The following is a 25,364-nucleotide window of genomic DNA, read 5'->3' as shown; positions in this document are numbered from 1 at the left end:
TATCAAGATGCTGCTGTTTTTGCTGTTTGGTGTATGGCATGGTTTATTCTCAAGCAGAGGATGTGATGGCGAGAATAATGAAAGGCTTTATTCGCTGCGGCAAGGTGAGGCTACCGGACGCTTACGTTGGTTGAAGAGGCTAGTGAGGAGGTTCGGCATATAACGCAGCATGTTCAATCCGAGATAGCGTAAACAGGAGAGGTTTGTCGCGCCGTTATTTTTATAAATTTGGCAGGCATCTTCATCGATGCTGACATCCAAAACCCAGTGCATAGACTCAATCCCCCAGTGCTCTCTCACTGCATTGGCGCTGCGCATTAAATCCGCCTTGCCTGCCAATAGGCTTTTTGCCAATAGTCATTATTGAGTGAGGAGCGGATCACGCCTTTGCTGGTTGAAGCGTGGATAAACTGGTCATCCCGATCGTAGATGCCGACATGTAAGCCATTTTTGCCACTGCCGGTTTTGAAGAAGATCAGGTCACCCGGTTTTAACTGATGGCGTTCTACTTGATTGCCCAACTTAGCTTGCTGATCGGTAGAACGTGGCAGATCGATTTTGAACAGATCACGAAACGTCAGATGGACAAAACCTGAGCAATCAATGCCGTTACGATCCAGACCACCGTAGCGATAGACTGTGCCTTGCCACTGCTGTAACTGTTGTTGCAACTGTTCAGTGACCTGTTCAGGATCAGCAAGTTGTGCGCTGGCCGGTACATCGCTACTACAACCAGACAGCATGACGCTGATTAATAACCACCATATCCGCATGTTACTACTCTCTACCACAAACCTTATCTGTTGATTAGCCACTTTTTCCACCAAGCCCGGCTAACCCGAATGCCCGTGTTGATGCTGAGCGATGCTGATCAGCACCCCGCTTAGCACCCTGCAAAACAGCCGCACCTTACCACAGCCGTGGCATCAGTGCTATTTCTCTGTTTCAGGCCTGGCGCGGTGGATCAACCAGACACCGGCCAAGATCAACAGTGTCCCTAGCGTTTTCAATATGGTGAGTGGCTCAGCGAACACCGGCAGTGTGACAGCGGCAAGATAGACCAACACATAGCTGAGACTCAGCAGTGGGTAGGCGCGATGTAGCGGTAATCGGCGCAAGGCAAAAAACCAGCATAACATTGAGACGGCATAAGCCAGCATCCCCAGCATTACACCCGTCAGTGGCAACGGATAAGCCGAGAACAGTGACCAGTTTGCCGGCAACCGGGGGAGTGGTGGTAATGCTTGCATTCCCCATTTCATCAGCAACTGAGCCAGTGTTACCAGCAACACGCTAGCACCGGCCAATAGATAACCACCCATCAAGACAGACTCATTAATAAAATACCTAGTATAATCAATGCCACACCATACCAATGTGTGGCGCTGGTTTGTTCATCAAAGCAGTAACGCGCAGCCAGAGTGACCAGAACAAAATTGAAGCTCAACATCGGGTAAGCCACGCTGAGTGGCAACTGCTGTAGCACCAGTAGCCACAGCAGCAGTGCCATTGCCATTAATAGCAGTGCCGATGCCAACCAGAGCGCTAACACTCTCGGTGATTGGTGTGTTTGTGCTGCCTGTTTCTGGCAGAGTTGTCCGGCGCAACTGAGCAGGCTGACCACTATCAGCAGTAAATAGGCCATTATGGTTGCTGACCATACCATAGCAGCACTAAGCGATGCCGCTGGTGGATCTGATCCGCTGCTGGCAAACCGGCTGGCAGCGGTTGCCGATTGCGCAACTGCAGTACCAGCGCCACGCTGCCTTGCTGACGCGCTTGCGCTAACCACTTCTCAAATGCTTTGTCGGTGATGTAGTGACTGTTGCTATCCACATAAGAGAGGCCATAGGCTAACTCTCCGCGCTGGCTGAACATCAGGATATCGCTGCGTTTTAATTGCCAGCCAAGCGCTGCAGCGGTGCCGACGTTGTTGCTCAATAGATAGCGGCTGTCACTCAACAGCGGTAACTGGCTCTGGATAAAGTGCTGTGGCAATTTGGCATCAATGATCTGCTGCGGGATGCTGTGCCCTAGCAGCAGGCACAGCATCAGTGGGCAAGCCGCCGCCCAGGGCCAGCGTTTGGCCGCGTCTCTGTTAGCAAGCAGTGCAAACAGTAGCCAGGCGATAAATATCAGCAGCACTCGCAGTAGTTTGGACCACTCATCAGCAGCAAACAGCACAAGCGACGGTAATAGTCCACTGCTGCTCAGCAGCAATAGCACCATCACTAACGTTGCAAACAGTGCATTGACAATGCCATTTAACACTAACACTCGCTGTTGGCAGTGCTGCGCATAGTGGGCAATCAGCAGTGCCAGTGGTGCCATGCAGGGCAGGATGTAAGTTAACAGTTTTCCACTGGCGATACTGAAGAATATCAGTGGCATTGCTACCCAGCAGAACAGAAAGAACAGCTCGGGTTGTTGCTGACGTTGGCGCCAGCCACTGAGCAGTGCCCCCGGTAGCAGCGCCAACCAGGGCAGTACACCCGCCATTAGCACCGGTAAATAGTACCAGAACGGTGCCTTGTGCTGTGCGTCACTGCCGCTAAAGCGCTGGATATGTTCGACCCAGAAAAAGTAGTGCCAGTAGTCAGGTTCGCGTGCTGCGATGGCCAATGCCCATGGCAAACTGACCAGTAGCGCAGCCAGTAGCGCAATGCCGCCATAGCAGAACACTGCTTTTAGTTTCCGTTGCTGAATGGCGATCGGCAGTGCTGCAAGCACCGGCAGTGCCAGCGCCAGAAATCCCTTGGTCATAAAGCCGAGGCCACAAGCCAGGCCAAGCAACAGATAGGCCGTGATTCGCCCTTTCACTGTGCAGGCTTTCAGCGCAAGATAGTAACTGACCATTGCTGCGGTGAGCCACAATGAGAACATCGGGTCCAGCGTGCTGTAGCTGCCGGTGCCGACCACCAGCAGCATCGATAGGAAGATCAGCATCGCTAACAAGCCGCGTCTGACACTGCGCCACATCAGCCATGCCAGCACAAATACCAGCAGTGCAGATAAGCCGGTAGTCAATACCGCCGCAAAACGCACGGCAAAGTTGCTATCGCCGAATAACCATTGACCGATGTTATTCAGCCAGTAACCCGCTACCGGTTTTTCAAAGTAGCGCAATCCCATCAGGTGTGGCACTAGCCAATCACCACGCGCCAGCATTTCACGGCTAATTTCGGCGTAGCGTGTTTCATCTGGTTGCCAGAGTAAACGGCTATTCAATGGCAACAGGTAAGCCAGCAGAAAAAATGCGGCCACCAGCCACAGCCAGCCCGACTTGAGTAGTTTCATCTGGATCTATTTTCCCCTAAGGTTCTGCCTGGCAGCCAAGCCAGCCTTCGCGGCCAGCAAAAGAGGCTCGCACAATACGGCCTAACGGTAGTGAGTCAAGCTGCTCAGGTAGCAGTTCACTGAGTGGACAGAATTCAATCCCCTGCTGTGCGGCACGCTGTAGCAGTTGCTCAAACAGTTGTGCCTGTGAACGCCCTTCCACTTCGGCATGTATGGTGTAGACTGGTGTGCCCTGATCTTGTGCCATTGCCCCGAGAATGTAGTCATTAAAGCCACTCACTGTCACGCTAGTGCCAATCACCTCGTCAAATGTCGGCAAAGTGACCGGGATTTGTACTGTACCTGGTTGACCATCGGTTAACAGTGGGCGAAATGGATAACGACCTCGACAATCACTGTTATAACGGAAGGCAAAACGCTGTTTGGCATCCACCACACGCTGATCAGCACGCCAGCCAGCCACCGCAGAACAGTGCACCGGTTGCCCGGTGCAGGCAGTAAGCGCCTCTACTCCCAGCGCAATTTGTCGCTGCAGTTCGTGTTCCGACCAGCGTGCAACGCGTGCCTGCCAGCCTTGGTGATCCCAGGCGTGTAGTCCAACTTCGTGTCCAGCCTGCTGTGTCTGTTTGATCACCGAGCCAAGCGCTTGGGCAATGTTACGCCCTGGCCAAGCAGTTCCCGCCAGCAAGATGTCCCAGCCATACAACGAGGCAGCATTCGAGCGCAGCATCTTCAGTAAAAATTGTGGTCGTAACAGGCGCCACAAGTGACGCCCCATGTTGTCTGGCCCGACGCTAAAAAAGAAGCTCGCGCGCAACCGATACTGTTCCAGTATTGCCAGTAAATGCGGTACACCTTCGCGCGTACCGCTGAACGTATCGACATCCACCCGCAGCCCGACTTTTTTCACTCTACTTTCCCTTCATTGACTGTGGTGCGCAGGAAGTAATCCAGGGTGTCAGCTACCGTTTGTTGCATTGAGATGGTCGGTTGCCAGTTCAGTAGCCGACGAGCATTGTTGATGCTCGGGGTGCGATGCTCAACATCTTGATAACCCTGTCCATAATAGCTGCTACTCTCCACCGATTTAAAACCAGAAAATGGTGGGAAGTGCTGGCGCAATGGGTGTTGTTCAAAATTGGTTAGCAGCATCTCTGCCAACTCACGAATGCTTGCTTCGTTAGTCGGGTTACCAATGTTGATAATCTGCCCATCACACTGGCCATCGCGGTTTTCAATGATACGGAATAGCGCTTCGATGCCGTCGTTGATGTCAGTAAAGCAGCGTTTCTGTGCACCACCATCGACCAGTTTGATCGGCGAGCCTTCAACCAGGTTGAGGATCAGTTGTGTGATAGCGCGTGAGGAGCCAATACGTGCCGCATCCAGGCTGTCCAAGCGTGGCCCCATCCAGTTAAATGGCCGGAACAGGGTGAATTTTAGCCCCTCTTTGACACCGTAAGCCCAGATAACGCGATCAAGTAGCTGTTTTGATACTGAGTAGATCCAACGCTGTTTGTTAATTGGCCCAACAATCAGGCGCGAGCTGTCTTCATCAAACTGTTTGTCATCACACATGCCGTAGACTTCAGAGGTCGAGGGGAAGATGATGCGTTTGTTGTATTTGACACAGTCGCGCACAATTTTCAGATTTTCTTCAAAATCAAGCTCAAAAACACGCAGTGGATTGCGGGTATATTCGATGGGGGTCGCAATCGCCACCAGTGGTAGCACCACATCACACTTTTTAATGTGATATTCGATCCACTCCGAGTGGATGCTGATGTCGCCTTCGACAAAGTGGAAACGCGGATCAGAGATAAAGCGGCTAATCGCATCGGAGCCAATATCCAGGCCATAGACTTCATATTTTTCATCGCGCAGTAGACGTTCAGTTAAATGGTTGCCGATGAAACCATTGACGCCGAGGATTAATACGCGTGTTCTGCGTTTTTTCGTGCCGGTCGGTTTGGCCGCTAATCGTACCCCACTCACCATGCCCATCTCTTGCGCCAATCGTGCCCCTTGCTGATAAAGGCCCGATTCCGACTGCCCGGCAATAATCTCCAGTGCACCACTGCCACAAGCCACCACCAGCGGTGCGATACTCAAAACTGTGCCTGGCTGTTGGTCATGCTCGATAGTTAACACTCGGCTACGCCAGATAATCAACTGGCGTTGTCCAAGATAGCTGAACGCTCCAGGGTAGGGTTCCGTCACTGCGCGTACCAGGTTATCGATCTGTTGTGCGCTGTGGTGCCAGAAAATTTCACCATCAGCAGCACTGCGGCGGCCAAAATAGCTCGCTTCAGCCTCGTTCTGCGCCGTAAAGGTCGCGGTGCCCTGTTTTAACTTCGGCAATTGCTGCTGTAATAGGTTTTTTGCCGCCGCTAATACCTTCTGATGTAGCGTGAATGCGGTGTCATCCGCATCAATCGCCACTTTCTGTTGACCAACAATTTCCCCCGCGTCGGCGCGTTTTACCATGCGGTGCAGTGTGGCACCGGTCTCTGTTTCACCGTGCAGTAACGCCCAGTTAATCGGCGCTCGGCCACGATACTTGGGTAACAGTGAACCATGCAGGTTAAAGCCGCCTTGTGGAGCCAGCGCGAGGATCTGTTCACTCAGCATGTTGCGATAATAGAACGAGAAGATGATCTCTGGCTGTAATTGTGCAATGCGCTCAACCCAGAGCGGGTGATTAACATCTTCCGGTGCATACACCGCCAGATCGAGTTCTGCCGCCAAACGTGCCACGGAGGAGAAGAACTTATTTTCATGCGGATCTTCGGTATGGGTAAATACCGCTGCTATTTGATAGCCAGCGTCAACCAGTGCCTGCAATCCGGCACATCCTATATCGTGATAGGCAAATACAATCGCTTTCATTTATTGTTTTTCCTGACTGTCGGCAATTGGCTGGCTGCCAATCACTTTTTGCACAAAATAGCGCGGGCGGGCACGGACATCGTGGTAAATCCGGCCGATGTACTCACCCAGTAAACCCATGGCAACAAACTGGGCACCAATGAAACTGAACAGCACGGCAAATAGCGTGAAAACACCATCTTCTGCCCACTCTGCCCCTAGGGCCAAGCGCAGAATGATCAACAGTAGCGCCAGTACAAATCCGAGCAGCGCGATGACACTACCGACGACACTCAGTAGCCGGAGCGGTGCGGTAGTCAGGCATGTCAGCAGGTCATACATCAGGTTGATCAGCTTCATGAAGCCATATTTTGAGTCGCCAAATGCGCGTTCTGCATGGCGTACTTCGATCTCGATCGTGCGTCGTGCAAAGGTGTTGGCCAAGATCGGGATAAAGGTACTGCGTTCATGGCAGTGCAGCATCGCTTCAACAATGTGGCGCCGATAGGCGCGTAACATGCAGCCATAGTCGCCCATCGATTTGCCGGTCGCGCGCTGGATCATCAGGTTGATTAGCCGTGAGGCTGTTTTACGAAACCAGCTATCCTGACGATCGGCACGTACGGTGCCAACCACGTCGTAACCCTGCTCTGCGATCTCAACCAAACGCGGGATCTCTTCCGGTGGGTTCTGCAAGTCGGCGTCTAGGGTGATCACCAGATCGCCGCTTGCCTGGTTAAAACCAGCCATGATTGCCGAGTGCTGGCCATAATTACGGTTCAATAGCACCGCGATTATCGCGCTGCCTGGCTGCTCTGCGGCGGCAGTAAGCAGTTGTGCCGAGTCATCACTGCTGCCATCATCAACCAAGATAATCTCATAACTTTGCGATAGTTTTTTACAAGCGTTGCCGGTGCGTTCCAATAAAGCGGGCAAGCTCTCCTGCTCATTAAAAACCGGGATCACCAGCGACACTTTATTGATCGGTTGAGGTTGTGACATGTTCTGACTCCAGCGCAGAAAAGAGAGCACCCACAACACGATCGACATCCGCTTCGGTCATATCGGGAAACAGTGGCAGCGAACATAAACAGGCCGAGTTCCATTCGCTGTTTGGTAGGCTGAGTTCAGGGTAGCGTTCGCGATAAAACTTTTGTGTGTGTGCCGCGCGAAAGTGCAATCCGCTGCCGATACCTTGTGAGCTGAGGTAGGCCATTAGCTGATCTCGCGTGATACCACAGCGCTGCTGATCAACGCGGATAATAAACAGGTGCCAGGCGTGCTGGTGCGGATAATCGGGTAGTGCCAACGGCTGGAATGGCGAGTCTTTCAGTGCGGCCAAGTAGCGCTCGGCCAGTACTTTTCTGCGTGCGTTTAACTCTGGCAGACGCTTTAGCTGGACCACTGCAATTGCAGCATGAATATCAGAGAGGTTGTATTTATAGCCAGGTTCAACCACTTCTGCCTGTGGTTTGCGCCCTTGCATCTGGCGATCAAAAGCGTCTACGCCCAAGCCGTGAAATTTTAAACAGCGCAGGCGTTCGGCCAAGGCCGCGTCGTCAGTGGCAATCAACCCACCTTCAGCACAGGTGAGATTTTTAATGGCATGGAATGAGAAGATCGCGGTTCCCTGTGCCCCCACCCACTCGCCATTAAAACCTGTGCCGACGGCATGAGCCGCATCTTCAATCAATGGGAGTTGGTACTGTTTTGCCACCCGCCGTAACTGTTCGAGTTGCAGTGGCGCACCAGCGTAATGTACCGGGATGATCGCTTTGGTGCGCGGGGTGATGGCGGCTTCGACATCACTGGCACTGACCATCAGCGTATCGCGATCGACATCGATCATTACCGGTGTTGCCCCGAGCAATTCAATCAGGTTCAGTGTTGAGACCCAGGTTTGTGACGGCGTGATCACTTCATCTCCCGGGCCAATGCCCAACGCCATTAAGGTGATATGCATACCTGCGGTTGCTGAACAAACCGCGACGGCATGTTGGCAGCCAAAAATCTGGCAGAATTGACTTTCCAGGTACTGATTCTGTGCACCGGTGGTGATCCAACCGGAACGCAATACTTTTTCTACCGCCGCAATCTCTTCATCACCAATTGCCGGGCGTGAAAAAGGCAGGAATGGCTCCATGACTACCCCCTTATCATTTTGACAGGCATAATTTCTTCCCAACTATGACACCATCAAGCTCAATAGTTTCATAACGCGATAGATTATTTTATTTATAAAACAAATCTTATTGAAAAATAAATAATTTATTCTTTCTGGTGGCCACATTACCAATAATTACTCTATGGTTATTGATAACTCGGTGGGTATTTATGATGCAGTGAGTATTTATAGTGCGGTTGCTATTAGCCAACGCTGATGCCGTTTACTGTACTCAAAATGCACGCCGTAGACTTCTCCTAGGCGATTTGGTTCCATTACTTGTTCACTGGTTCCAGTCGCCAGCAAGCGACCCTCAGCGAGTAGCCAGACCTGATCTGCGTGATGTAACGTGTCATTGAGATCATGGTTTGACAGCAGAACCGCACCGCCAGCCTGGCAAAATTCAGCCAACAGTTGATTAAGTGCTATCTGTTGTGCAATATCCAGGCTATTGCTCGGTTCATCAAGCAGCAACAGTCGGCTTTGACGATTGACACTCGGCCAGACCTGTAATAACACTGCTGCCAGGCGCACACGTTGCCATTCACCACCAGAGAGCTGCGTTAAGCGGTATTGCAGTTTATCCAACAAGGCAAGGCGGCCGGTTAAATAGCTGATTGTCTGTTCTAGCGCTTGCGGTTCAGCACCTACCGGTTGGTGTAATGCCAGATATTGAAACACCGGCATCTGTAGCGTGACGGCCTGCTGCTGGCAGAGGTAGGCGCGGTAACGTGCCAACTCAGCCGCTGAGTAGCGCTGGATCGATCGGTGCAAAAAGGTGATTTCCCCCACACCAGGCAACACAGCGGCGATATGTGCCAGCAGGGTACTTTTGCCCGCGCCATTCGGACCGATCAGGTCTACCCGTTGCCCCGCATCGAGCTGTGCCGAGATCGGCATTAAGCGCCCCGTGACTGCGGCATTATTCAATTGTAGAAGGGGTGTAGTGGCAGTTTGTGAGTGCGCGTTTTGCTCTGATGATGATTTATTATTAGGGGATGACATCATAGTGTGTTGCCAGAACGTGTTAATAACCAGATAAATAAAGGAGCACCGAGCGTGGCAGTCACCACGCCAATCGGTAATTCAGCGGCAAACAGCGATACACGTGCAATCATGTCAGCCAGTAGCAATCCGGTCGCCCCAGCCAGTAGGCAACCTGGTAGTAAAAAGCGCTGGTTCGTCAAACCACTCAGGCGCAAAAGATGCGGGATCACTAGGCCGATAAAACCAATGACGCCCGCTAATGCCACGCTGATGCCAATCAACCCGCCGATCACCAGCACAAATAGATTGCGCCAGCGCTGGACGGGCAGCCCAAGCTGCTGGGCAGATACTTCACCCAGCGATAGAAAATTCAATACATTACCTTGAAATATTAGCCAGATCAGGAGTGGCAACAATAACAACAGTAACCAGCGCTGTTGCCAGCCAACGCCGCTGAAACTGCCGATCATCCAGTACATCAATTGCCGTAGATCTAGGCTGGAGCTGAAATAGACCGCCCAGGTCATGACTGCGCTACACAGGATGCCTAACGCCACCCCAACCAGTAATAAATTGGCATTGTTTAACCGGCTGCGACGGGCAAATGCCAATAATAGGATCGTCATCAACAATGCGCCGAGAATGGCACTGCCACTTAACCATATTACCGGTAGCAGACCATTGCCGAGCATGATGGTTAATACCAATGCCATGCCCGATCCATTCGCGATGCCCAATAATCCCGGTTCTGCCAGTGGGTTTTCAAATAATGCCTGCATGGTTGCACCGGCAGTGGCGAGCGCTCCGCCAACCAGCACGACGGCTAAGGTTCGTGGCAGGCGAATTTGCCAGATAAACAGATTTGCCGACTCCTGCCACCACTGCCAAGGCCAGATCCAGTGTTCACCCAGTGATAAGCTCAATATAAAAGTCAGCAATAGGCTGATTGCCAATAGCAGTAAGTAGCGCTTATCACGCTGCTGACGCTGTTGCTGTAATTTAGTGAAGGAGTCGCTTGGCATCCGCTCAAGTTCCAACTGTCGATATCTGCCGCGTGGCAGACGCATGGATAAGTGGGATAGCTAACCCGTTATCACTGGTACCCAATAAAATAACGGCATCCGGTGAAACACGGTTATGCGATCAACCCCATGTGATAAAAACCATCACGCTATCTTGATTGTTAAGCGAGAATATCAAGCGATGCCTTCATATTCGGAAGAATAAGCGGCGCTCAATGGTTGCCTGACAGACATATTGATATCTCTGTAGTCACTGAATTAGGAAAAGGCCGCAAAGCGGCCTTTTCTGTTACTACTCGCTAGCTCGTAATAGCACCTATCCTTTCGGATTGGCGTGTTCCACTCGACTTTTCAACTTCTGCCCAGGACGGAAGGTAACCACACGGCGAGCCGTGATAGGAATATCTTCCCCCGTCTTCGGGTTTCTTCCCGGACGTTGATTTTTATCTCGCAGATCAAAATTGCCAAAACCCGACAATTTAACTTGTTCCCCATTCTCCAAAGCCCGGCGGACTTCTTCAAAAAAAAGTTCGACCATGTCTTTGGCCTCCCGTTTGCTAAGGCCAAGTTTTTCAACTAGGTGTTCTGACATTTCAGCTTTAGTAAGCGCCATAAATTCAATCCCTCAAGGATGCTTGGAATCGCTGTTTTAATGCTGCTACACATCTTGCGACAATAGCAGCAATCTCCTCTTCCTCCAGTGTACGGGCAATATCCTGCAATACAAGACTCATCGCTAAACTCTTGTAACCCTCTGCGACACCCTTGCCTCGGTACACGTCGAATAAGTTTACGCCAACTAGCTGATTTGTGCCAATTTTCCTGCACTCATCCATAACCTCTTCTGCAGAAACACTTTCAGGCACTAAAACAGCTATATCTCGGCGATTTGCGGGGTAACGAGAAATCTCACGCGCACTAGGCACGACACGGCTTGCAGCCTTGTTCCACTCAATTTCAAACGCCACAGTGCGCGTATTCAGATCGAGCTTGCGTTCCAGTTCTGGATGGATCACACCAATAAAACCGATGCGCTCATCCTGCAAATAAATTGCGGCACTCTGCCCTGGATGCAATGCTGGATGAAACTCTGCTCTAAACTGGACTGCAGACAACAATCCTGTCAATTCCAGTATAGCCTCGACATCCCCCTTTAAATCATAGAAGTCCACTGGATTTTTTGCCAAATCCCAATGCTCTTCATGTTTATTACCCGTGATCACGCCAGCCAGCATCATCTCTTGCCGGATACCTAAATTGGCCTCCTCATCTGGCACAAAACGTAATCCCGTTTCAAACAAGCGCACTCGAGCCTGCTGACGATTTTGGTTATACACGGCGGCAGAAAGCAAACCTGTCCATAGCGAAAGGCGCATTGCCGACATTTCAACCGAAATCGGGCTAGGCAGCATCAGCGCCTCTTCCCCCGGATATAACAATTCCTGCAGTTTAGGATCAACAAAACTATAGGTAATTGCCTCCTGAAAACCACGATCTACCAACAGCGTTTTAACGCGTGCTAATGGCAAATCAGCTTCTTTGTGTTGCCCCATGACTAATTCGGCATGGACTGGTACGTCCGGGATATGGTTATAACCATAAACTCGAGCGACCTCTTCAATCAAATCTTCCTCGATCGCCATATCAAAACGCCACGTCGGCGCCAGTGCCTGCCAAGCATCCTGTTGCTCAGTAACCTGACACCCTAAACGACGCAGAATGTCACTGACCTGCTGATCAGGAATATGATGACCAATCAGACGATCAAGTTTGCTGCGGCGCAGCACAATGTTAGCCGGTTTTGGTAATGTCGCTTCACAAGTCACGTCAATCACTGGTCCTGCTTGCCCACCACAAATCGCCAGCAACAATTGTGTCGCGCGTTCGATTGCTCGATGCTGCAATGCCGGATCAACACCACGTTCATAACGATGTGAAGCATCAGTGTGCAAACCATAACGACGTGCACGCCCAGTAATTGCTAATGGTGCAAAAAAAGCACACTCGAGCAAAATATTATGCGTTTCACTACTGACCCCAGAATCAAGGCCACCAAAAATACCACCAAGCGCTAATGCCTTTTTATCATCGGCAATTAACAATGTATCCGGTTGTACCTTTATTTCACTACCATCCAGCAGACGTAAAGTTTCACCTTCCGTCGCCATGCGTACTACTATACCACCTTCAATACGATCTAAGTCAAAAGCGTGCATCGGCTGCCCTAATTCCAGCAGCACATAATTGGTCACATCCACCACGGCATCAATAGAGCGAATTCCGGCACGACGCAGTTTTTCACGCATCCATAATGGTGACGCAGCGTTAACATTGATCCCTTTTACCACTCGCCCCAAATAACGCGGGCAAGCTTGCTCAGCTTCAATACGGATCGGTAAGGTATCAGTAATCGTCGCTTCAACCGGCTGGATCTCAGGCTGATTAAGTGGTAACTGGTTTAACACCGCCACATCACGTGCGATCCCCAGAATACCCAAGCAATCGGCTCGGTTTGGCGTGACACTGATCTCAATCATGTTGTCATCAAGTTGCAGATAATCACGAATGTCAGTGCCGATCGGTGCATCATCAGGAAGCTCAATAATACCGGCGTGATCATCGGAAATGGCCAGTTCGGAAAACGAGCAGAGCATACCTTCTGAAGGCTCACCGCGCAGTTTGGCTGCTTTGATTTTAAAATCGCCCGGTAATAGCGCACCAACTGTCGCTACTGCGACTTTCAAGCCAGCACGACAGTTTGCAGCACCACAAACAATATCCAGCAACCGTTCCGCGCCGATATCAACTTTTGTTACACGTAGTTTGTCTGCGTTAGGGTGCTGAGCACACTCTACGACCTGCCCGACTACCACGCCACTAAACACACCAGCAACCGACTCTACGCCATCCACTTCCAGACCCGCCATAGTGATCTGTTCAGATAATGCCTCGCTACTGATAGGCGGGTTTACCCACTCGCGCAACCAGCTTTCACTGAATTTCATCTGATAACCGCCTTATTTAAACTGCTTGAGGAAACGTAGATCATTTTCAAAGAATGCACGCAGATCGGTAACTGCATAACGCAGCATGGTTAAACGTTCCATTCCCATGCCAAAAGCAAAACCTGAATAGACCTCTGGATCAATGCCTACATTGCGCAACACATTGGGATGCACCATGCCGCATCCTAACACTTCTAGCCATTTGCCATTTTTCCCCATTACATCCACTTCAGCAGAAGGTTCGGTAAACGGGAAATAGGAAGGACGAAAACGCACCTGTAGTGACTCTTCAAAAAAGTTATTCAGAAAATCGTGCAGTGTCCCTTTCAAATTGCTGAAACTGATATTTTTATCGACAATCAGTCCTTCCATTTGATGAAACATCGGTGTGTGTGTCTGATCGTAGTCATTACGGTAGACCCGACCTGGCGCAATGACGCGGATCGGTGGCTGTTGGTTTTTCATGGTGCGGATCTGTACACCCGAGGTTTGCGTGCGCAGCAAGCGTGTGGCATCAAACCAAAAGGTGTCGTGATCAGCTCGAGCAGGATGATGACTCGGAATGTTCAACGCGTCAAAATTATGGTAATCGTCTTCAATCTCTGGGCCATTTTCAACCCGGAAGCCTAACTCAGTAAAGAATTCGGTGATCCGTTCAATAGTGCGTGTAACTGGGTGTAGACCGCCATTTTCCATACGCCGCCCAGGCAGTGAAACATCGATCGTTTCTGCTGCCAAACGCGCATTGAGTGCCGCTGTTTCCAGCGCGTCTTTGCGCGCGTTCAGCGCGTCCTGTACCTGTTGCTTCGCCTGATTAATCACCGCCCCTGCTGCTGGACGTTGTTCTGCGGGTACTTCACGTAGCGACTGCATCTGCAAGGTGAAATGACCTTTCTTACCCAAATACTCAACGCGCACCAGATCTAGCGCGCTAACATCCTGGGCATCTTGTATGGCTGCTTCTGCCTTGGCAACCAGCTCTGCGAGATGTGGCATTATTTCCTCTTCTTTACTGGCCAATATGGCCTCAGTGATCGCTGACTGATCTGTCTCTGTGCATTGAAGTGTTAACTGATAATCCGCCCACTAACTTACTGCAAGATACCGTCAGCCGACAATGGTAAATTGACTCGCATAACGAGAAAAATCAAAGATATTAGTCTTAAAAAAAAAGCCTCCACACTGGGAGGCTTAGGCGCTATTTTCCTTTTCTTCTCTTTTGCGCGAAGCCCCTTCTCTCTCAGGTGCTAAGGTAAAAAAAGAAAAGGAAAATAGTGAGATCCATGCTTTCGTTTCCTTATCAAGGAAAAATTGGTTACTCAAAAGCAGAGTAGCCGTATTCGCACGTTAAGTTAAAAGAGGGAGCAAAAACTCCCTCTGAAAACTCGATTATGCCAGTGCTGCTTTCGCCTTCTCGACCAGTGCACTAAAAGCCACTTTGTCGAATACTGCGATATCAGCCAAGATCTTACGATCAATTTCAATCGAGGCTTTTTTCAACCCGTTGATGAACTTGCTGTAAGACAAGCCATTCTGACGAGCTGCAGCATTGATACGCGCAATCCAGAGCTGACGGAATTGGCGCTTGCGCTGACGACGGTCACGGTAAGCATACTGACCTGCTTTGATAACCGCCTGAAAGGCAACACGATAAACGCGCGAACGGGCACCGTAGTAGCCTTTCGCTTGTTTCATGATTTTTTTGTGACGTGCGCGTGCAATTACACCACGTTTTACGCGAGCCATATGCTCTCTCCTAACGTCTTATTCTTGATTAAAAAAAATGTTTATGCGTAAGGCAGACACGCACTAACCAGTACCAGATCATTCTTCGACACCATACCCTTTGGACGCAGGTGACGTTTACGCTTGGTTGCTTTTTTAGTCAGAATATGACGCAGGTTAGCATGTTTGCGCTTAAAACCACCGCTACCGGTTTTTTTAAAACGCTTTGCTGCACCGCGTACAGTTTTAATTTTTGGCATTTTTACTTAATTTCCACTTCGCATTGTTAAACAACGAACCAACAAGGCGAACCCAACGCATCCAGCAGCCGCATTAATCACCGCCACCGAGCGCATCCGATTACTTGATTGCCTTACTGTTTCTTCTTAGGAGCGAGCACCATAATCATCTGGCGACCTTCAATCTTGGTTGGGAAAGATTCAACCACCGCCAGATCACTATCTTCACACAGATCTTTGCGAACGCGGTTAAGCATTTCCACGCCAATCTGCTGGTGAGCCATTTCACGCCCACGGAAACGCAGGGTGATTTTGGCTTTATCGCCATCTTCCAGAAAGCGAATCAGGTTGCGTAGCTTGACCTGATAATCGCCATCATCGGTACCAGGCCGGAACTTAATCTCCTTGACCTGAATAACTTTCTGTTTTTTCTTCTGCTCTTTGTTGGATTTGCTCTTCTCATAGAGGAACTTGCCATAATCCATAATGCGGCAAACTGGCGGTTCAGCATTCGGGCTGATTTCCACTAAATCAACACCGGCTTCCTCGGCTTTCTCAAGAGCTTCATTTAGGCTAACAATACCAATTTGCTCACCATCGACGCCAGTTAGGCGAACTTCTTGCGCGCGGATCTCTCTGTTAATGCGATTGGGGCGCGCTGGTTGAACTCGTTTTCCGCCTTTAATACCTTATTCCTCCAGTTGATGAAGACTTCGACTACGGATCTCTTGCCGCAGTCTGTCTATAACTTCATTTACGTCTAGGCTTCCTAAGTCTTTGCCACGGCGGGTACGAACGGCAACTTGGCCTGTTTCTACTTCTTTATCCCCGCACACCAGCATGTATGGAACCCGACGCAAAGTATGCTCGCGAATTTTAAAGCCAATCTTCTCGTTTCTCAAGTCTGCTTTTGCGCGAATTCCGGCATCTTGCAGTTTTTTGGTTAATTGTTCAACGTAATCAGACTGGTTATCAGTAATATTCATCACCACCACTTGCACAGGTGCAATCCAAGTTGGATAAAAACCTGCATACTCTTCGGTCAGGATGCCGATAAAGCGCTCCATCGATCCAAGTACTGCACGGTGGATCATCACTGGTGTCAGGCGTTCGTTATTTTCACCTACATACGAAGCCCCTAGACGCCCCGGCAAGAAGAAGTCGAGTTGCACGGTACCACATTGCCATGCACGATCCAAACAATCATGCAAGGTAAATTCAATTTTAGGCCCATAAAATGCCCCTTCACCCGGCTGATACTCAAATGGAATGCCATTTTCACTCAATGCAGCAGCAAGATCTTCCTCTGCCCGGCTCCACATCTCATCACTACCGATACGCTTTTCTGGTCGTGTCGAAAGCTTAACAGCCACTTTCTCAAAACCAAAAGTGTGATACATATCGTAGACCATTTTGATGCAGCCGTTCACTTCTGCACGCACCTGATCTTCGGTGCAGAAAATGTGAGCATCATCTTGGGTAAAACCACGCACCCGCATTAAGCCATGTAATGAACCTGAAGGCTCATTACGATGACAACTGCCAAATTCTCCCATGCGCAGAGGCAAATCACGGTAGGACTTCAGACCTTGATTGAAGATCTGTACATGGCCGGGGCAGTTCATCGGCTTGATACAATACTCACGGTTCTCAGATGCGGTGGTGAACATGGCATCTTTGTAATTTTCCCAGTGCCCTGTTTTTTCCCATAGCACACGGTCCATCATAAATGGGCCTTTAACTTCCTGATATTGGTACTCTTTGAGCTTCATGCGCACAAAGGCTTCCAACTCACGAAAAATAATCCAACCATCATTGTGCCAGAACACCATACCTGGTGCTTCTTCCTGCATATGGTAGAGATCAAGCTGTTTACCAATCTTACGGTGATCGCGTTTGCTGGCTTCCTCTAGGCGTTGTAAGTAGGCATTTAACTGCTTTTTATCAGCCCAAGCCGTGCCGTAAATACGCTGTAACATTTTGTTTTTACTGTCACCACGCCAATAAGCACCTGAAGTTTTCTGTAATTTAAAATGGTGACAGAAACGCATATTTGGCACATGCGGGCCACGGCACATGTCAATATACTCTTCATGATGATAGAGCGCTGGGCTATCATCACGACTGATGTTTTCATCAAGGATCGCCACTTTGTAGCTTTCACCTCGTGCGATGAAAGTATCACGGGCTTGTTGCCAACTGACCTTTTTCTTGATGACATCGTAATCTTTGTCTGCCAGTTGATGCATCCGTTGCTCTAGCCGTTCTAGATCTTCCTGTGTCAGTGCATGATCAATGTCAACATCGTAGTAGAATCCATTATCAATCACCGGGCCGATTGCCATTTTGGTGTCTGGCCACAGTTGCTTAATCGCATGTCCTAGCAGATGCGCACAAGAGTGGCGCATGATCTCTAACCCTTCGATATCCTTAATGGTGATGATGGCAAGTTGCGCATCGGTTTCAATCGGATCACACGCGTCGATTAATTCACCATTAGCACGGCCGGCAATACAAGCCTTAGCCAGGCCTGGGCCGATATCCCGCGCAACATCGAGTGGGGAAACTGCATGGTCGTAATGACGTTGACTTCCATCAGGAAGAGTAATAACTGGCATTGATTATTCCTTATCCACAGTGGTGATCCACACGACAGACCACATGAAGAAATATAATATTATTTAATAAGATAGGTCATCACCGTTCTTCAGCTCTACTGTGCCGAATAGATACACACGTAACACGTTTTTCATAACGCACTCGGGTATGACGAGATAACCGACCGAGCATACTAGCATTATCAACAGGGTAACGGCTATAGCTTAACGGATAGAGTGGCTAGGATCACCCTATCTACTCAGCACTCACGCGTTATCCAGCCTGAACTAGCTCTAAAAATTCAGCACTGTCTCGAGTGTATCAGCGTACTACTGCATTTTCACGATTCATCCGTTAACCATTAGGGATGAATAAAAATAAACTTAACTAAAATATAGCCACAAACAGCAATCAACAGCGGTAGGACATAAAGCCGAAAGAATTGTAAAAAGATGGTGTGATGTGGCAATTTTATGCGCGCTTCTAACTGTGATCGCGTTTGCCCCTCACTGCCTTTCGCCTGTTCTAGGATCATCTGATTTTCCAGATTTTCACGTACAAACTTCACTTGACGTGCTATTCGTGCGCCTGAGGCTTGTAGTGCCAAACCAACAAACATCAGAAAATAGATGATAACAAAAACTAAATTCCGTCCTTCAAAAATACCGTGCTCCAAGGTTGGCAGCGGTGAGTTGCGCCAAAAGATATCCAACCACTCGGTATTGAAACGGATGACATCAATTGCCAAGTAGAGAAAATCGAGCATCACCGCATTGATCCCTCGCCACTCGGCACCATACTGCTGCATAAACCCCAGCAGTGAAATGACGGTTGAGATCAATGCCGGGATAAAAATTGCCCAGCCGAAAATGCGCTTAAGCATTGCAACGCGGCCAGCTTGTTGATAGGTCATTTGCTCTCCTAAAATCGCCTCAAGATTTATCTATCAAACAGCAACAACATAGCACTATGTCAGCCCGTATTATGCCTTTTTGTTACCATCCACTGATATTTGCGATACGTTAAGTATAAAGTAGTAAAAATTTTCATTTTAACTGATTAAACAGGAGTGAAAGGTCTATGGCTTATGGGCAACATATACAAAGCGTTATCTTCGATATGGATGGACTACTGATCGACTCAGAACCACTGTGGTTACAAGCTGAATTGGATATTTTTGGCGCGTTGGGGGTCGATCTCTCCCTACGTCAAAAACTGCCCAATACACTAGGACTGCGTATCGACCAAGTCGTTGAATTGTGGTACCAAGCAATACCGGCCCCCAATATTCCACAACAAATTGTCGCTGAACAGATTATCGAACGTACCATCGAGCTGATAAAACAAAAACGCCCGTTACTGCCAGGTGTACACCACGCTCTGGAACTGTGTCGTAACCTGAAACTGCCTATTGCACTTGCTTCTGCTTCACCGCTGCATATGCAACAGCAGGTATTACAACTGTTTGATCTCGAAAGCTACTTTGACCATCTTGTTTCCGCTGAACATCTGCCTTATAGCAAACCCCATCCCGAAGTTTATCTTGTTGCAGCAGAACGTCTCGGCACTCGCCCTCAGCACTGTATCAGCTTTGAAGACTCGTTCAATGGCATGATCGCGACCAAAGCAGCACGCATGTATTCGATAGTGGTTCCCGCCCCAGAGTATAGCCAAGATCCACGCTGGGCATTGGCTGATCATAAACTCACCGCACTGACCCAACTCACCGAGCACCATTTAAGCTAATCCATTAGCTATCAGTGCTGGCTATAAAAAGCCACAGGTGCCAACCTTACTGCTAACTGCTTATTCAAAAGCAGTTAGCAAAGCAAAATCGCACCTGAGAACTTAAACCAATTGGATCACTATAGCGCGCGTAAGATAGCTTCTACGCTCGCCTTGGCATCACCAAACAACATTTGACTGTTGTCTTTGAAGAACAATGGGTTCTGAACACCTGCATAGCCGGTATTCATCGAGCGCTTAAACACAACAACGCTTTGTGCTTTCCACACTTCCAACACTGGCATACCGGCGATCGGGCTGCGCGGATCTTCCAACGCTGCCGGGTTAACAGTGTCGTTGGCACCAATCACCAATACCGTGTCAGTATCTGGAAAATCGTCGTTGATCTCATCCATCTCAAGCACAACGTCATAAGGTACTTTGGCTTCCGCCAGCAAGACGTTCATGTGCCCAGGCAAGCGACCTGCCACAGGGTGAATACCAAAGCGTACTTTGATGCCACGAGCACGCAGTTTCTCAGTGATTTCAGCCACTGGATATTGAGCCTGCGCAACTGCCAAACCATAGCCTGGGGTGATGATCACTGAAGAAGAGTTCTTCAGTTGTTCAGCCACTTCTTCTGCTGTGGTTTCACGATACTCACCCATCTCTTCAGCGTTACCGGTTGAGGAACCATCAGTACCAAAACCACCGGCTATTACACTGACAAATGAGCGGTTCATCGCCTTACACATGATGTAAGAGAGGATTGCACCAGAAGAACCCACCAATGCACCGGTAACAATCAATAGATCGTTACTGAGCATAAACCCTGCTGCTGCGGCGGCCCAACCGGAGTAAGAGTTAAGCATCGAAACCACCACCGGCATGTCAGCACCACCGATAGAAGCCACTAGATGCCATCCGAATAGCAGTGCAATCACAGTCATCACCAACAGTGTAAATACCTGAACTGAACCACTGTCGGTTTGTAAAAACACCACTAACAACAGGAAGGAAACCACCAGCGCCGCCAGATTCAGTTTGTGGCGATGTGGTAACATCAATGGGTTAGATGAAATAATGCCGCGTAACTTACCAAAAGCAACGATAGAACCGGTGAAGGTAACCGCACCAATGAAGATACCAAGGAAGACCTCAGTTAAATGAATGTTCTTCATCGTGCTTAAACTGGTCAGATTCAGTTGTTTCGTCATAGCCAACTGCGCTTGCTCACCGAGCGCCGAAAGCACAGCATTCATCGGCGCAAATTCATGAGCAAAATGTCCATAACTGTTAAAACCAACCAGTACGGCGGCTAAACCGACAAAGCTATGTAGCATTGCTACCAATTCTGGCATCTCGGTCATTTCGACTTTCTGTGCCAGATAGATACCAATAGCACCACCGATGACCATGGCGATAAGTATCCAGGCAATATTGGCGGTGTGTGGGCCAAAAATGGTCGCCACTAAGGCAATAGCCATACCTGCCATACCAAACAGGTTGCCCTGCTTGGAAGTCTCGTGGCGCGAAAGCCCTGCCAAACTGAAAATAAACAAGATAGCGGCAACAATATATGCTGCTGTAACTAATCCTTCAGACATTTTTGTCACCCCTTAGTTTTTGCGGAACATTTTCAGCATACGCTGAGTCACGGTGAAGCCACCAAAAATGTTGATGCTGGCAATCAGTACAGCGATAAAGGAGAGCACGGCTATCCAACCACCCTGACCAATCTGCAGCAACGCTCCCACCACAATAATTCCCGAGATCGCATTAGTCACCGACATCAACGGCGTATGCAATGCATGGCTGACGTTCCACACCACGTAGTAGCCCACTACGCACGCCAATGCGAACACGGTAAAGTGCGATAAGAACTCTTTGGGTGCTGAGTCTGCGAACCAGCCGAACAGCACAATAGCCAAAGCAATCAGGCCATATTTCACCCAAGGAGAGGTCGGTTTCTTCTCAACTTTTTCAATTGGTGCTGCTTCCTGCTTCGGCTGTGCCGAAACTTGAATCGGTGGTGCTGGCCAGGTGACTTCACCTTCGCGTACTACGGTAACACCACGGATCACTGTGTCTTCAAAATCGATATTAATTTCGCCGTTTTTCTCTTTCGACAGCAGCTTCAACAGGTTGACTAGGTTGGTGCCATAAAGCTGTGAAGATTGGGTCGGTAACCGACTAGGCAAGTCGGTATAACCAATAATTTTGACGCCATTTTCAGTGACTGTGACTTTATCGGCAACAGTTAGCTCACAGTTACCGCCGTTTTGTGCTGCCAAATCAACAATTACACTGCCTGATTTCATTGAAGCGACCATCTCTTTGGTGATCAGCTTCGGTGCCGGCTTACCCGGGATAAGCGCAGTGGTTACGATGATGTCGACATCTTTAGCCTGTGCAGCAAACAGTTCCATCTCAGCTTTGATGAAAGCTTCTGACATCACCTTGGCATAACCATCACCGCTGCCAGCCTCTTCTTCGAAATCAAGTTCGAGGAATTCTGCCCCCATACTTTGAACTTGTTCTTTTACTTCTGGCCGCGTATCAAAAGCACGGACTATTGCACCCAGGCTGCCTGCGGCACCAATTGCTGCTAATCCTGCTACTCCCGCACCAATAATCATCACTTTTGCTGGCGGAACTTTACCTGCTGCCGTGATCTGACCGGTGAAGAAACGGCCAAATTCATGTGCTGCTTCAACAATAGCGCGATAACCAGCAATATTTGCCATTGAACTCAATGCATCCAGCGACTGCGCACGTGAAATACGCGGTACTGAGTCCATCGCCATCACCGTCACTTTGCGCGCGGCAAGCTTCGCCATCAACTCAGGGTTCTGGGCTGGCCAAATAAAACTGACCAACGTGCTCCCCTCTCGCATTAAAGCAATTTCGTCGTCTTGTGGGGCATTGACTTTGAGGATCAAATCCGATTGCCATATATCAGCCGTATTACTGATCGTTGCACCGGCTGCCTGGTAGGCAGCATCTTCAAAACTCGCCATTTTGCCCGCTGCACTTTCAACTGCAACGGTGAAACCCAATTTCAGTAACTGCTCCACCGTTTTCGGTGTGGCAGCAACCCGGGCTTCATTGGCCAACCGCTCTCTTGGTATACCAATACGCATAATCGTTCCCTTCTCATCTGTTGATGATGTTTATTATCTTCTCGCTCACCGCAAAAATAGCACAACCGAGTTATGCTTTCTGTTGTGAGCAAATAAAGACGCCATCTAATTGACTCGCTATGAACTTCAGTTATGGTACTGCTTACCACAACCTTACCCTTTTCAGGGTTACTCCCCCCTGAAAAGATCTGAAGTAAACTGTCGTGGATCCAACCAATAGTGCATAGCCACCACTGACTGTTGAAGCCGTTCAATTCTGTTAACTCTGGTTTGTCTATCGGAACAGGAAATTTGAGCAGCCGAACACTGCTTAATCAACAGGCACGAAATTTGCTTGGCTAATACCTCCCGTCATCTCCCCATTCATAAACAGAGTTGCAGAGTGAAACACACCACTCATATTACAATTGTCGCTGCATCACAAGCCATTTAGCACAGCGGTAATAACTGACTAACCAGCTTATTGACAGACATTCACACTGCCATCTTGACAATACCCTCACTGAAAATATGCATCATGATCCATAATTGCTTACGCTTTGCTAGCAGTTTTTACACAAGAAATTAGCCTAACGACATGACAAATTGCAAGTTTGAGTGAAAAAGATACGGTTTTTGACTTTTTTTCTTCCGCCAATCTCAATAGAAGCCGACAACAATTAACCCTCAACAGCAAATCCCTTGTCGCTGGCTGCCCTGTTATATCGTGAAACCCACATCGTTACCACTCTTCCAGATCACTCATCTGCGACTTCTTACTGCCAAGCAGGTTTTCCGCCGCCAAATTCACCTGACTGTTGGCAGCAAACACTAATAAGGGTATAAATAGCCACCAATCCCTAATTCAACTTGGCACTGCATCATTGCCCGTCGCTTGGACAACAGCTCGTTAGTTCCCTTCGCGAGCGAGAAAAACGAGATTAGTACCCTGGTCAGTTATCAAGATCGTCAATAAATAAATTTGACGGCAATATCGCGATGGCTTTACAGGTTAAAAAAACGTTACTACTGATGCTCTGGCAATATCTCCAACAAAAGGAATTCTTATGAAGCTCAACACCACTATTAGTTTATTTACTTTGTTATCACTGAGCACGTGTTATGCACATGCAGCACAAGAATTAACACCCGAAAGAGCTGCTGAGCTAAAGCCGTTTGAGCGTATTACGATTGTTGGTCGTTTTAACACAATCAGCGATGCCGTGAAGGCTGTTTCGCGCCGCGCGGATAAATCTGGCGCCGATTTTTTTTATGTCCAAGATAGTAACAGCGCCAGTAACAGCGGCAATTGGCGCGTTGTCGCCGATCTTTACCATAAAGACTCCGCTAAAAACAGTAACGAGTCAGAATACCGCATCATTGAAGGGCTGAAAGAGTTACCCAAAGCTGAAGCATTACGCCTTGAACCCTACGATACCGTAACGATACGCGGTTTCTATCGTAGTCAACCTGATGTCAATAGCGCGATCGCCAAAGCAGCAAAAAAGAAGGGGGCTGATGCTTTCTTTATCGTACGGCAAGTTGATGTCAATCAGAGTGGTAATCAGGCTATCACTGCTTATATCTATACAGCTGATGCACCAGTGCGTCAGGTTCAAAGCCCCGATCTTATTCCTGCTGACTCTGAAGCTGGCAGAGCGCTACTAGCGGCTGGCGGCGATCAAGCTGCCAAAGTGGAAATTCCAGGCGTCGCCTCTTCAGCCTCGCCCAGCCGTGCTATAGGCCGTTTTTTCGAGACTCAATCAACCCAAGGGCAACGCTACACCGTGACACTGCCAGATGGTACCAAGATCCAGGAACTGAATAAAACCACTGCAGCACAAATGACTGCTTTTGCTTCCGTCACCGTCTCCGGTCACTTTGGCAGTATGACTCATGCTTCTCATGAAGTAGCAAAGCGAGCTGCCGCCAAAGGCGCCAAGTACTATCACATAACCCGACAACGGCAGAACAATAGCGGCAACAATACCACCATCTACGTCGATCTGTTCAAGTAACACACTCGGTCGCGATTCATGTTGCAATCAGCAGTCGGTGAGCCTAGACACCGCCTGCTGTTACGGTTTACCACACCGGGCAAGGTGAGCAATTTAACAGCATCACTCCACTTGCCAGATAAAATTTTTCTGCTTTATATACTGGCATTTTATAAATTTTATGCTTACTGGTTGCTCTTCAAATGAGATTCTTCTATTTCTCTTCATTTTTTAACCATTTTGCAAACAAAGCTGCAAGTTTGTTCGAACGAACAGAATTAAACGCCTAAACAAAAAATTTTATTCTCTTTCGAAAAGGGATTGTGTAATACTTACTATCGCTACGTGGAGATTAACTCAATCTAGAGGGTGTTATAATGAATCGTACTAAACTGCTGGTTGGCGCTGTAATTCTGTCTGCTACTATGCTGGCTGGTTGCTCAAACAGAGCGCAAATGGACCAACTGTCTTCTGACGTTCAAGCTTTGAACGTTAAAGTTGACCAACTGAACAGCGATGTAAGTGCAATCCGTTCAGACGTTCAAGTTGCAAGAGACGAAGCTGCTCGTGCTAACCAGCGTTTGGACAACCAAGTTCACTCTTACAAAAAGTAAG

At 48.9% G+C, this 25,364-nt stretch carries 23 protein-coding genes, 1 pseudogene and 1 other annotated feature; of the genes and pseudogenes, 3 read left to right on the top strand and 21 right to left on the bottom strand.

All coding sequences use genetic code 11. From position 1 onward, the window contains the following. Positions 1-87: 87 nt before the first annotated feature. The 19 genes and pseudogenes from EOJ37_RS07970 to EOJ37_RS07880 all read right to left on the bottom strand — a co-directional run. Positions 88-315, bottom strand: a pseudogene (locus tag EOJ37_RS07970) (ISAs1 family transposase); the annotation flags it as partial. Positions 316-317: 2 nt separating this feature from the next. Next, positions 318-773, bottom strand: coding sequence for an NlpC/P60 family protein (locus EOJ37_RS07965; RefSeq protein ID WP_127959398.1), 456 nt, complete (start codon positions 771-773; stop codon positions 318-320). A gap of 159 nt (positions 774-932) precedes the next feature. Further along, complete coding sequence (gene arnF / locus EOJ37_RS07960; protein ID WP_127959397.1) at positions 933-1,322, bottom strand: 4-amino-4-deoxy-L-arabinose-phosphoundecaprenol flippase subunit ArnF; 390 nt, start codon at positions 1,320-1,322, stop codon at positions 933-935. Further along, entirely contained in the window at positions 1,322-1,648 is a 327-nt protein-coding gene (gene arnE / locus EOJ37_RS07955; protein WP_127959402.1) for a 4-amino-4-deoxy-L-arabinose-phosphoundecaprenol flippase subunit ArnE, read from the bottom strand. Before arnE ends, arnF begins: the two co-directional genes overlap by 1 nt. Beyond that, complete coding sequence (gene arnT / locus EOJ37_RS07950) at positions 1,645-3,297, bottom strand: lipid IV(A) 4-amino-4-deoxy-L-arabinosyltransferase (protein ID WP_127959396.1); 1,653 nt, start codon at positions 3,295-3,297, stop codon at positions 1,645-1,647. The genes arnE and arnT overlap by 4 nt, the downstream gene beginning before the upstream one ends. A gap of 16 nt (positions 3,298-3,313) precedes the next feature. After that, positions 3,314-4,207: a 4-deoxy-4-formamido-L-arabinose-phosphoundecaprenol deformylase gene (arnD, locus tag EOJ37_RS07945; RefSeq protein WP_127959395.1), complete on the bottom strand. Its 894-nt coding sequence runs from the start codon at positions 4,205-4,207 to the stop codon at positions 3,314-3,316. Continuing rightward, on the bottom strand, positions 4,204-6,186 hold the full coding sequence (gene arnA / locus EOJ37_RS07940; protein WP_127959394.1) for a bifunctional UDP-4-amino-4-deoxy-L-arabinose formyltransferase/UDP-glucuronic acid oxidase ArnA: 1,983 nt from the start codon (positions 6,184-6,186) through the stop codon (positions 4,204-4,206). The genes arnD and arnA overlap by 4 nt, the downstream gene beginning before the upstream one ends. Then, positions 6,187-7,167, bottom strand: coding sequence for an undecaprenyl-phosphate 4-deoxy-4-formamido-L-arabinose transferase (gene arnC, locus EOJ37_RS07935; RefSeq protein WP_127959393.1), 981 nt, complete (start codon positions 7,165-7,167; stop codon positions 6,187-6,189). Next, positions 7,142-8,308, bottom strand: a complete 1,167-nt coding sequence (gene arnB, locus EOJ37_RS07930; protein ID WP_127959392.1) for a UDP-4-amino-4-deoxy-L-arabinose aminotransferase — start codon at positions 8,306-8,308, stop codon at positions 7,142-7,144. The genes arnC and arnB overlap by 26 nt, the downstream gene beginning before the upstream one ends. Before the next feature lie 207 nt (positions 8,309-8,515). Then, complete coding sequence (gene btuD / locus EOJ37_RS07925; protein ID WP_276318276.1) at positions 8,516-9,259, bottom strand: vitamin B12 ABC transporter ATP-binding protein BtuD; 744 nt, start codon at positions 9,257-9,259, stop codon at positions 8,516-8,518. Positions 9,260-9,333: 74 nt separating this feature from the next. Further along, complete coding sequence (gene btuC / locus EOJ37_RS07920) at positions 9,334-10,338, bottom strand: vitamin B12 ABC transporter permease BtuC (protein ID WP_127959391.1); 1,005 nt, start codon at positions 10,336-10,338, stop codon at positions 9,334-9,336. A 316-nt stretch (positions 10,339-10,654) separates the two neighbouring features. Continuing rightward, positions 10,655-10,951, bottom strand: coding sequence for an integration host factor subunit alpha (gene ihfA, locus EOJ37_RS07915; RefSeq protein ID WP_127959390.1), 297 nt, complete (start codon positions 10,949-10,951; stop codon positions 10,655-10,657). 4 nt (positions 10,952-10,955) lie between these two features. Further along, positions 10,956-13,343: a phenylalanine--tRNA ligase subunit beta gene (gene pheT / locus EOJ37_RS07910; protein ID WP_127959389.1), complete on the bottom strand. Its 2,388-nt coding sequence runs from the start codon at positions 13,341-13,343 to the stop codon at positions 10,956-10,958. Between the two features lie 12 nt (positions 13,344-13,355). Next, positions 13,356-14,339, bottom strand: coding sequence for a phenylalanine--tRNA ligase subunit alpha (gene pheS / locus EOJ37_RS07905; RefSeq protein ID WP_127959388.1), 984 nt, complete (start codon positions 14,337-14,339; stop codon positions 13,356-13,358). 168 nt (positions 14,340-14,507) lie between these two features. Beyond that, positions 14,508-14,634 (bottom strand) — a sequence feature (Phe leader region). Positions 14,635-14,732: 98 nt separating this feature from the next. Then, complete coding sequence (rplT, locus tag EOJ37_RS07900; protein WP_127959387.1) at positions 14,733-15,089, bottom strand: 50S ribosomal protein L20; 357 nt, start codon at positions 15,087-15,089, stop codon at positions 14,733-14,735. A 41-nt stretch (positions 15,090-15,130) separates the two neighbouring features. Beyond that, positions 15,131-15,328, bottom strand: a complete 198-nt coding sequence (gene rpmI / locus EOJ37_RS07895; RefSeq protein WP_037399812.1) for a 50S ribosomal protein L35 — start codon at positions 15,326-15,328, stop codon at positions 15,131-15,133. 113 nt (positions 15,329-15,441) lie between these two features. Next, positions 15,442-15,993 carry a translation initiation factor IF-3 gene (infC, locus tag EOJ37_RS07890; RefSeq protein WP_127959386.1) on the bottom strand — a complete coding sequence of 184 codons (552 nt, stop codon included), beginning with the start codon at positions 15,991-15,993 and terminating at the stop codon, positions 15,442-15,444. Between the two features lie 3 nt (positions 15,994-15,996). Beyond that, entirely contained in the window at positions 15,997-17,925 is a 1,929-nt protein-coding gene (gene thrS / locus EOJ37_RS07885) for a threonine--tRNA ligase (RefSeq protein ID WP_127959385.1), read from the bottom strand. Positions 17,926-18,266: 341 nt separating this feature from the next. Next, the gene (locus EOJ37_RS07880; protein WP_127959384.1) at positions 18,267-18,818 is read right to left on the bottom strand and encodes a YniB family protein; all 552 of its coding nucleotides are present in this window, start codon (positions 18,816-18,818) and stop codon (positions 18,267-18,269) included. Between the two features lie 167 nt (positions 18,819-18,985). On the opposite strand from EOJ37_RS07880, the gene hxpB reads away from it, so the two are divergent. Next, positions 18,986-19,651 carry a hexitol phosphatase HxpB gene (gene hxpB / locus EOJ37_RS07875; RefSeq protein ID WP_127959383.1) on the top strand — a complete coding sequence of 222 codons (666 nt, stop codon included), beginning with the start codon at positions 18,986-18,988 and terminating at the stop codon, positions 19,649-19,651. Between the two features lie 119 nt (positions 19,652-19,770). Here hxpB and pntB read toward each other — a convergent pair whose 3' ends face one another. Together pntB and pntA are read right to left on the bottom strand one after the other, a co-directional pair. Continuing rightward, positions 19,771-21,237 (bottom strand): Re/Si-specific NAD(P)(+) transhydrogenase subunit beta, encoded by a 1,467-nt coding sequence (gene pntB / locus EOJ37_RS07870; protein ID WP_127959382.1) that lies wholly within the window; start codon positions 21,235-21,237, stop codon positions 19,771-19,773. Positions 21,238-21,249: 12 nt separating this feature from the next. Next, positions 21,250-22,773: a Re/Si-specific NAD(P)(+) transhydrogenase subunit alpha gene (gene pntA, locus EOJ37_RS07865; RefSeq protein ID WP_127959381.1), complete on the bottom strand. Its 1,524-nt coding sequence runs from the start codon at positions 22,771-22,773 to the stop codon at positions 21,250-21,252. A gap of 1,046 nt (positions 22,774-23,819) precedes the next feature. On the opposite strand from pntA, the gene ydgH reads away from it, so the two are divergent. Further along, the gene (ydgH, locus tag EOJ37_RS07860) at positions 23,820-24,770 is read left to right on the top strand and encodes a DUF1471 family protein YdgH (RefSeq protein WP_127959380.1); all 951 of its coding nucleotides are present in this window, start codon (positions 23,820-23,822) and stop codon (positions 24,768-24,770) included. A gap of 356 nt (positions 24,771-25,126) precedes the next feature. Next, positions 25,127-25,363, top strand: coding sequence for a major outer membrane lipoprotein (locus EOJ37_RS07855; protein WP_127959379.1), 237 nt, complete (start codon positions 25,127-25,129; stop codon positions 25,361-25,363). The last annotated feature ends 1 nt before the right edge of the window (position 25,364 follow it).

This window comes from Serratia microhaemolytica (assembly GCF_004011885.1).
GTDB lineage: Bacteria > Pseudomonadota > Gammaproteobacteria > Enterobacterales > Enterobacteriaceae > Serratia_G > Serratia_G microhaemolytica.
Note: the sequence above shows the minus strand (reverse complement) of the source record. Positions and strands in the feature narration are given on the sequence as shown.

Bases quoted from the DNA above. Each gene is read 5' to 3' on its own strand.
- btuC (WP_127959391.1), bottom strand. From the start codon at position 10,338: ATGCCAAGCGACTCCTTCACTAAATTACAGCAACAGCGTCAGCAGCGT.
- arnA (WP_127959394.1), bottom strand. From the start codon at position 6,186: ATGAAAGCGATTGTATTTGCCTATCACGATATAGGATGTGCCGGATTG.
- pntA (WP_127959381.1), bottom strand. From the start codon at position 22,773: ATGCGTATTGGTATACCAAGAGAGCGGTTGGCCAATGAAGCCCGGGTT.
- thrS (WP_127959385.1), bottom strand. From the start codon at position 17,925: ATGCCAGTTATTACTCTTCCTGATGGAAGTCAACGTCATTACGACCAT.
- pheT (WP_127959389.1), bottom strand. From the start codon at position 13,343: ATGAAATTCAGTGAAAGCTGGTTGCGCGAGTGGGTAAACCCGCCTATC.
- pheS (WP_127959388.1), bottom strand. From the start codon at position 14,339: ATGCCACATCTCGCAGAGCTGGTTGCCAAGGCAGAAGCAGCCATACAA.
- EOJ37_RS07880 (WP_127959384.1), bottom strand. From the start codon at position 18,818: ATGACCTATCAACAAGCTGGCCGCGTTGCAATGCTTAAGCGCATTTTC.
- rpmI (WP_037399812.1), bottom strand. From the start codon at position 15,328: ATGCCAAAAATTAAAACTGTACGCGGTGCAGCAAAGCGTTTTAAAAAA.
- hxpB (WP_127959383.1), top strand. From the start codon at position 18,986: ATGGCTTATGGGCAACATATACAAAGCGTTATCTTCGATATGGATGGA.
- pntB (WP_127959382.1), bottom strand. From the start codon at position 21,237: ATGTCTGAAGGATTAGTTACAGCAGCATATATTGTTGCCGCTATCTTG.
- arnT (WP_127959396.1), bottom strand. From the start codon at position 3,297: ATGAAACTACTCAAGTCGGGCTGGCTGTGGCTGGTGGCCGCATTTTTT.
- EOJ37_RS07965 (WP_127959398.1), bottom strand. From the start codon at position 773: ATGCGGATATGGTGGTTATTAATCAGCGTCATGCTGTCTGGTTGTAGT.
- ihfA (WP_127959390.1), bottom strand. From the start codon at position 10,951: ATGGCGCTTACTAAAGCTGAAATGTCAGAACACCTAGTTGAAAAACTT.
- rplT (WP_127959387.1), bottom strand. From the start codon at position 15,089: ATGGCTCGCGTAAAACGTGGTGTAATTGCACGCGCACGTCACAAAAAA.
- EOJ37_RS07855 (WP_127959379.1), top strand. From the start codon at position 25,127: ATGAATCGTACTAAACTGCTGGTTGGCGCTGTAATTCTGTCTGCTACT.
- arnC (WP_127959393.1), bottom strand. From the start codon at position 7,167: ATGTCACAACCTCAACCGATCAATAAAGTGTCGCTGGTGATCCCGGTT.
- ydgH (WP_127959380.1), top strand. From the start codon at position 23,820: ATGAAGCTCAACACCACTATTAGTTTATTTACTTTGTTATCACTGAGC.
- arnF (WP_127959397.1), bottom strand. From the start codon at position 1,322: ATGGGTGGTTATCTATTGGCCGGTGCTAGCGTGTTGCTGGTAACACTG.
- arnB (WP_127959392.1), bottom strand. From the start codon at position 8,308: ATGGAGCCATTCCTGCCTTTTTCACGCCCGGCAATTGGTGATGAAGAG.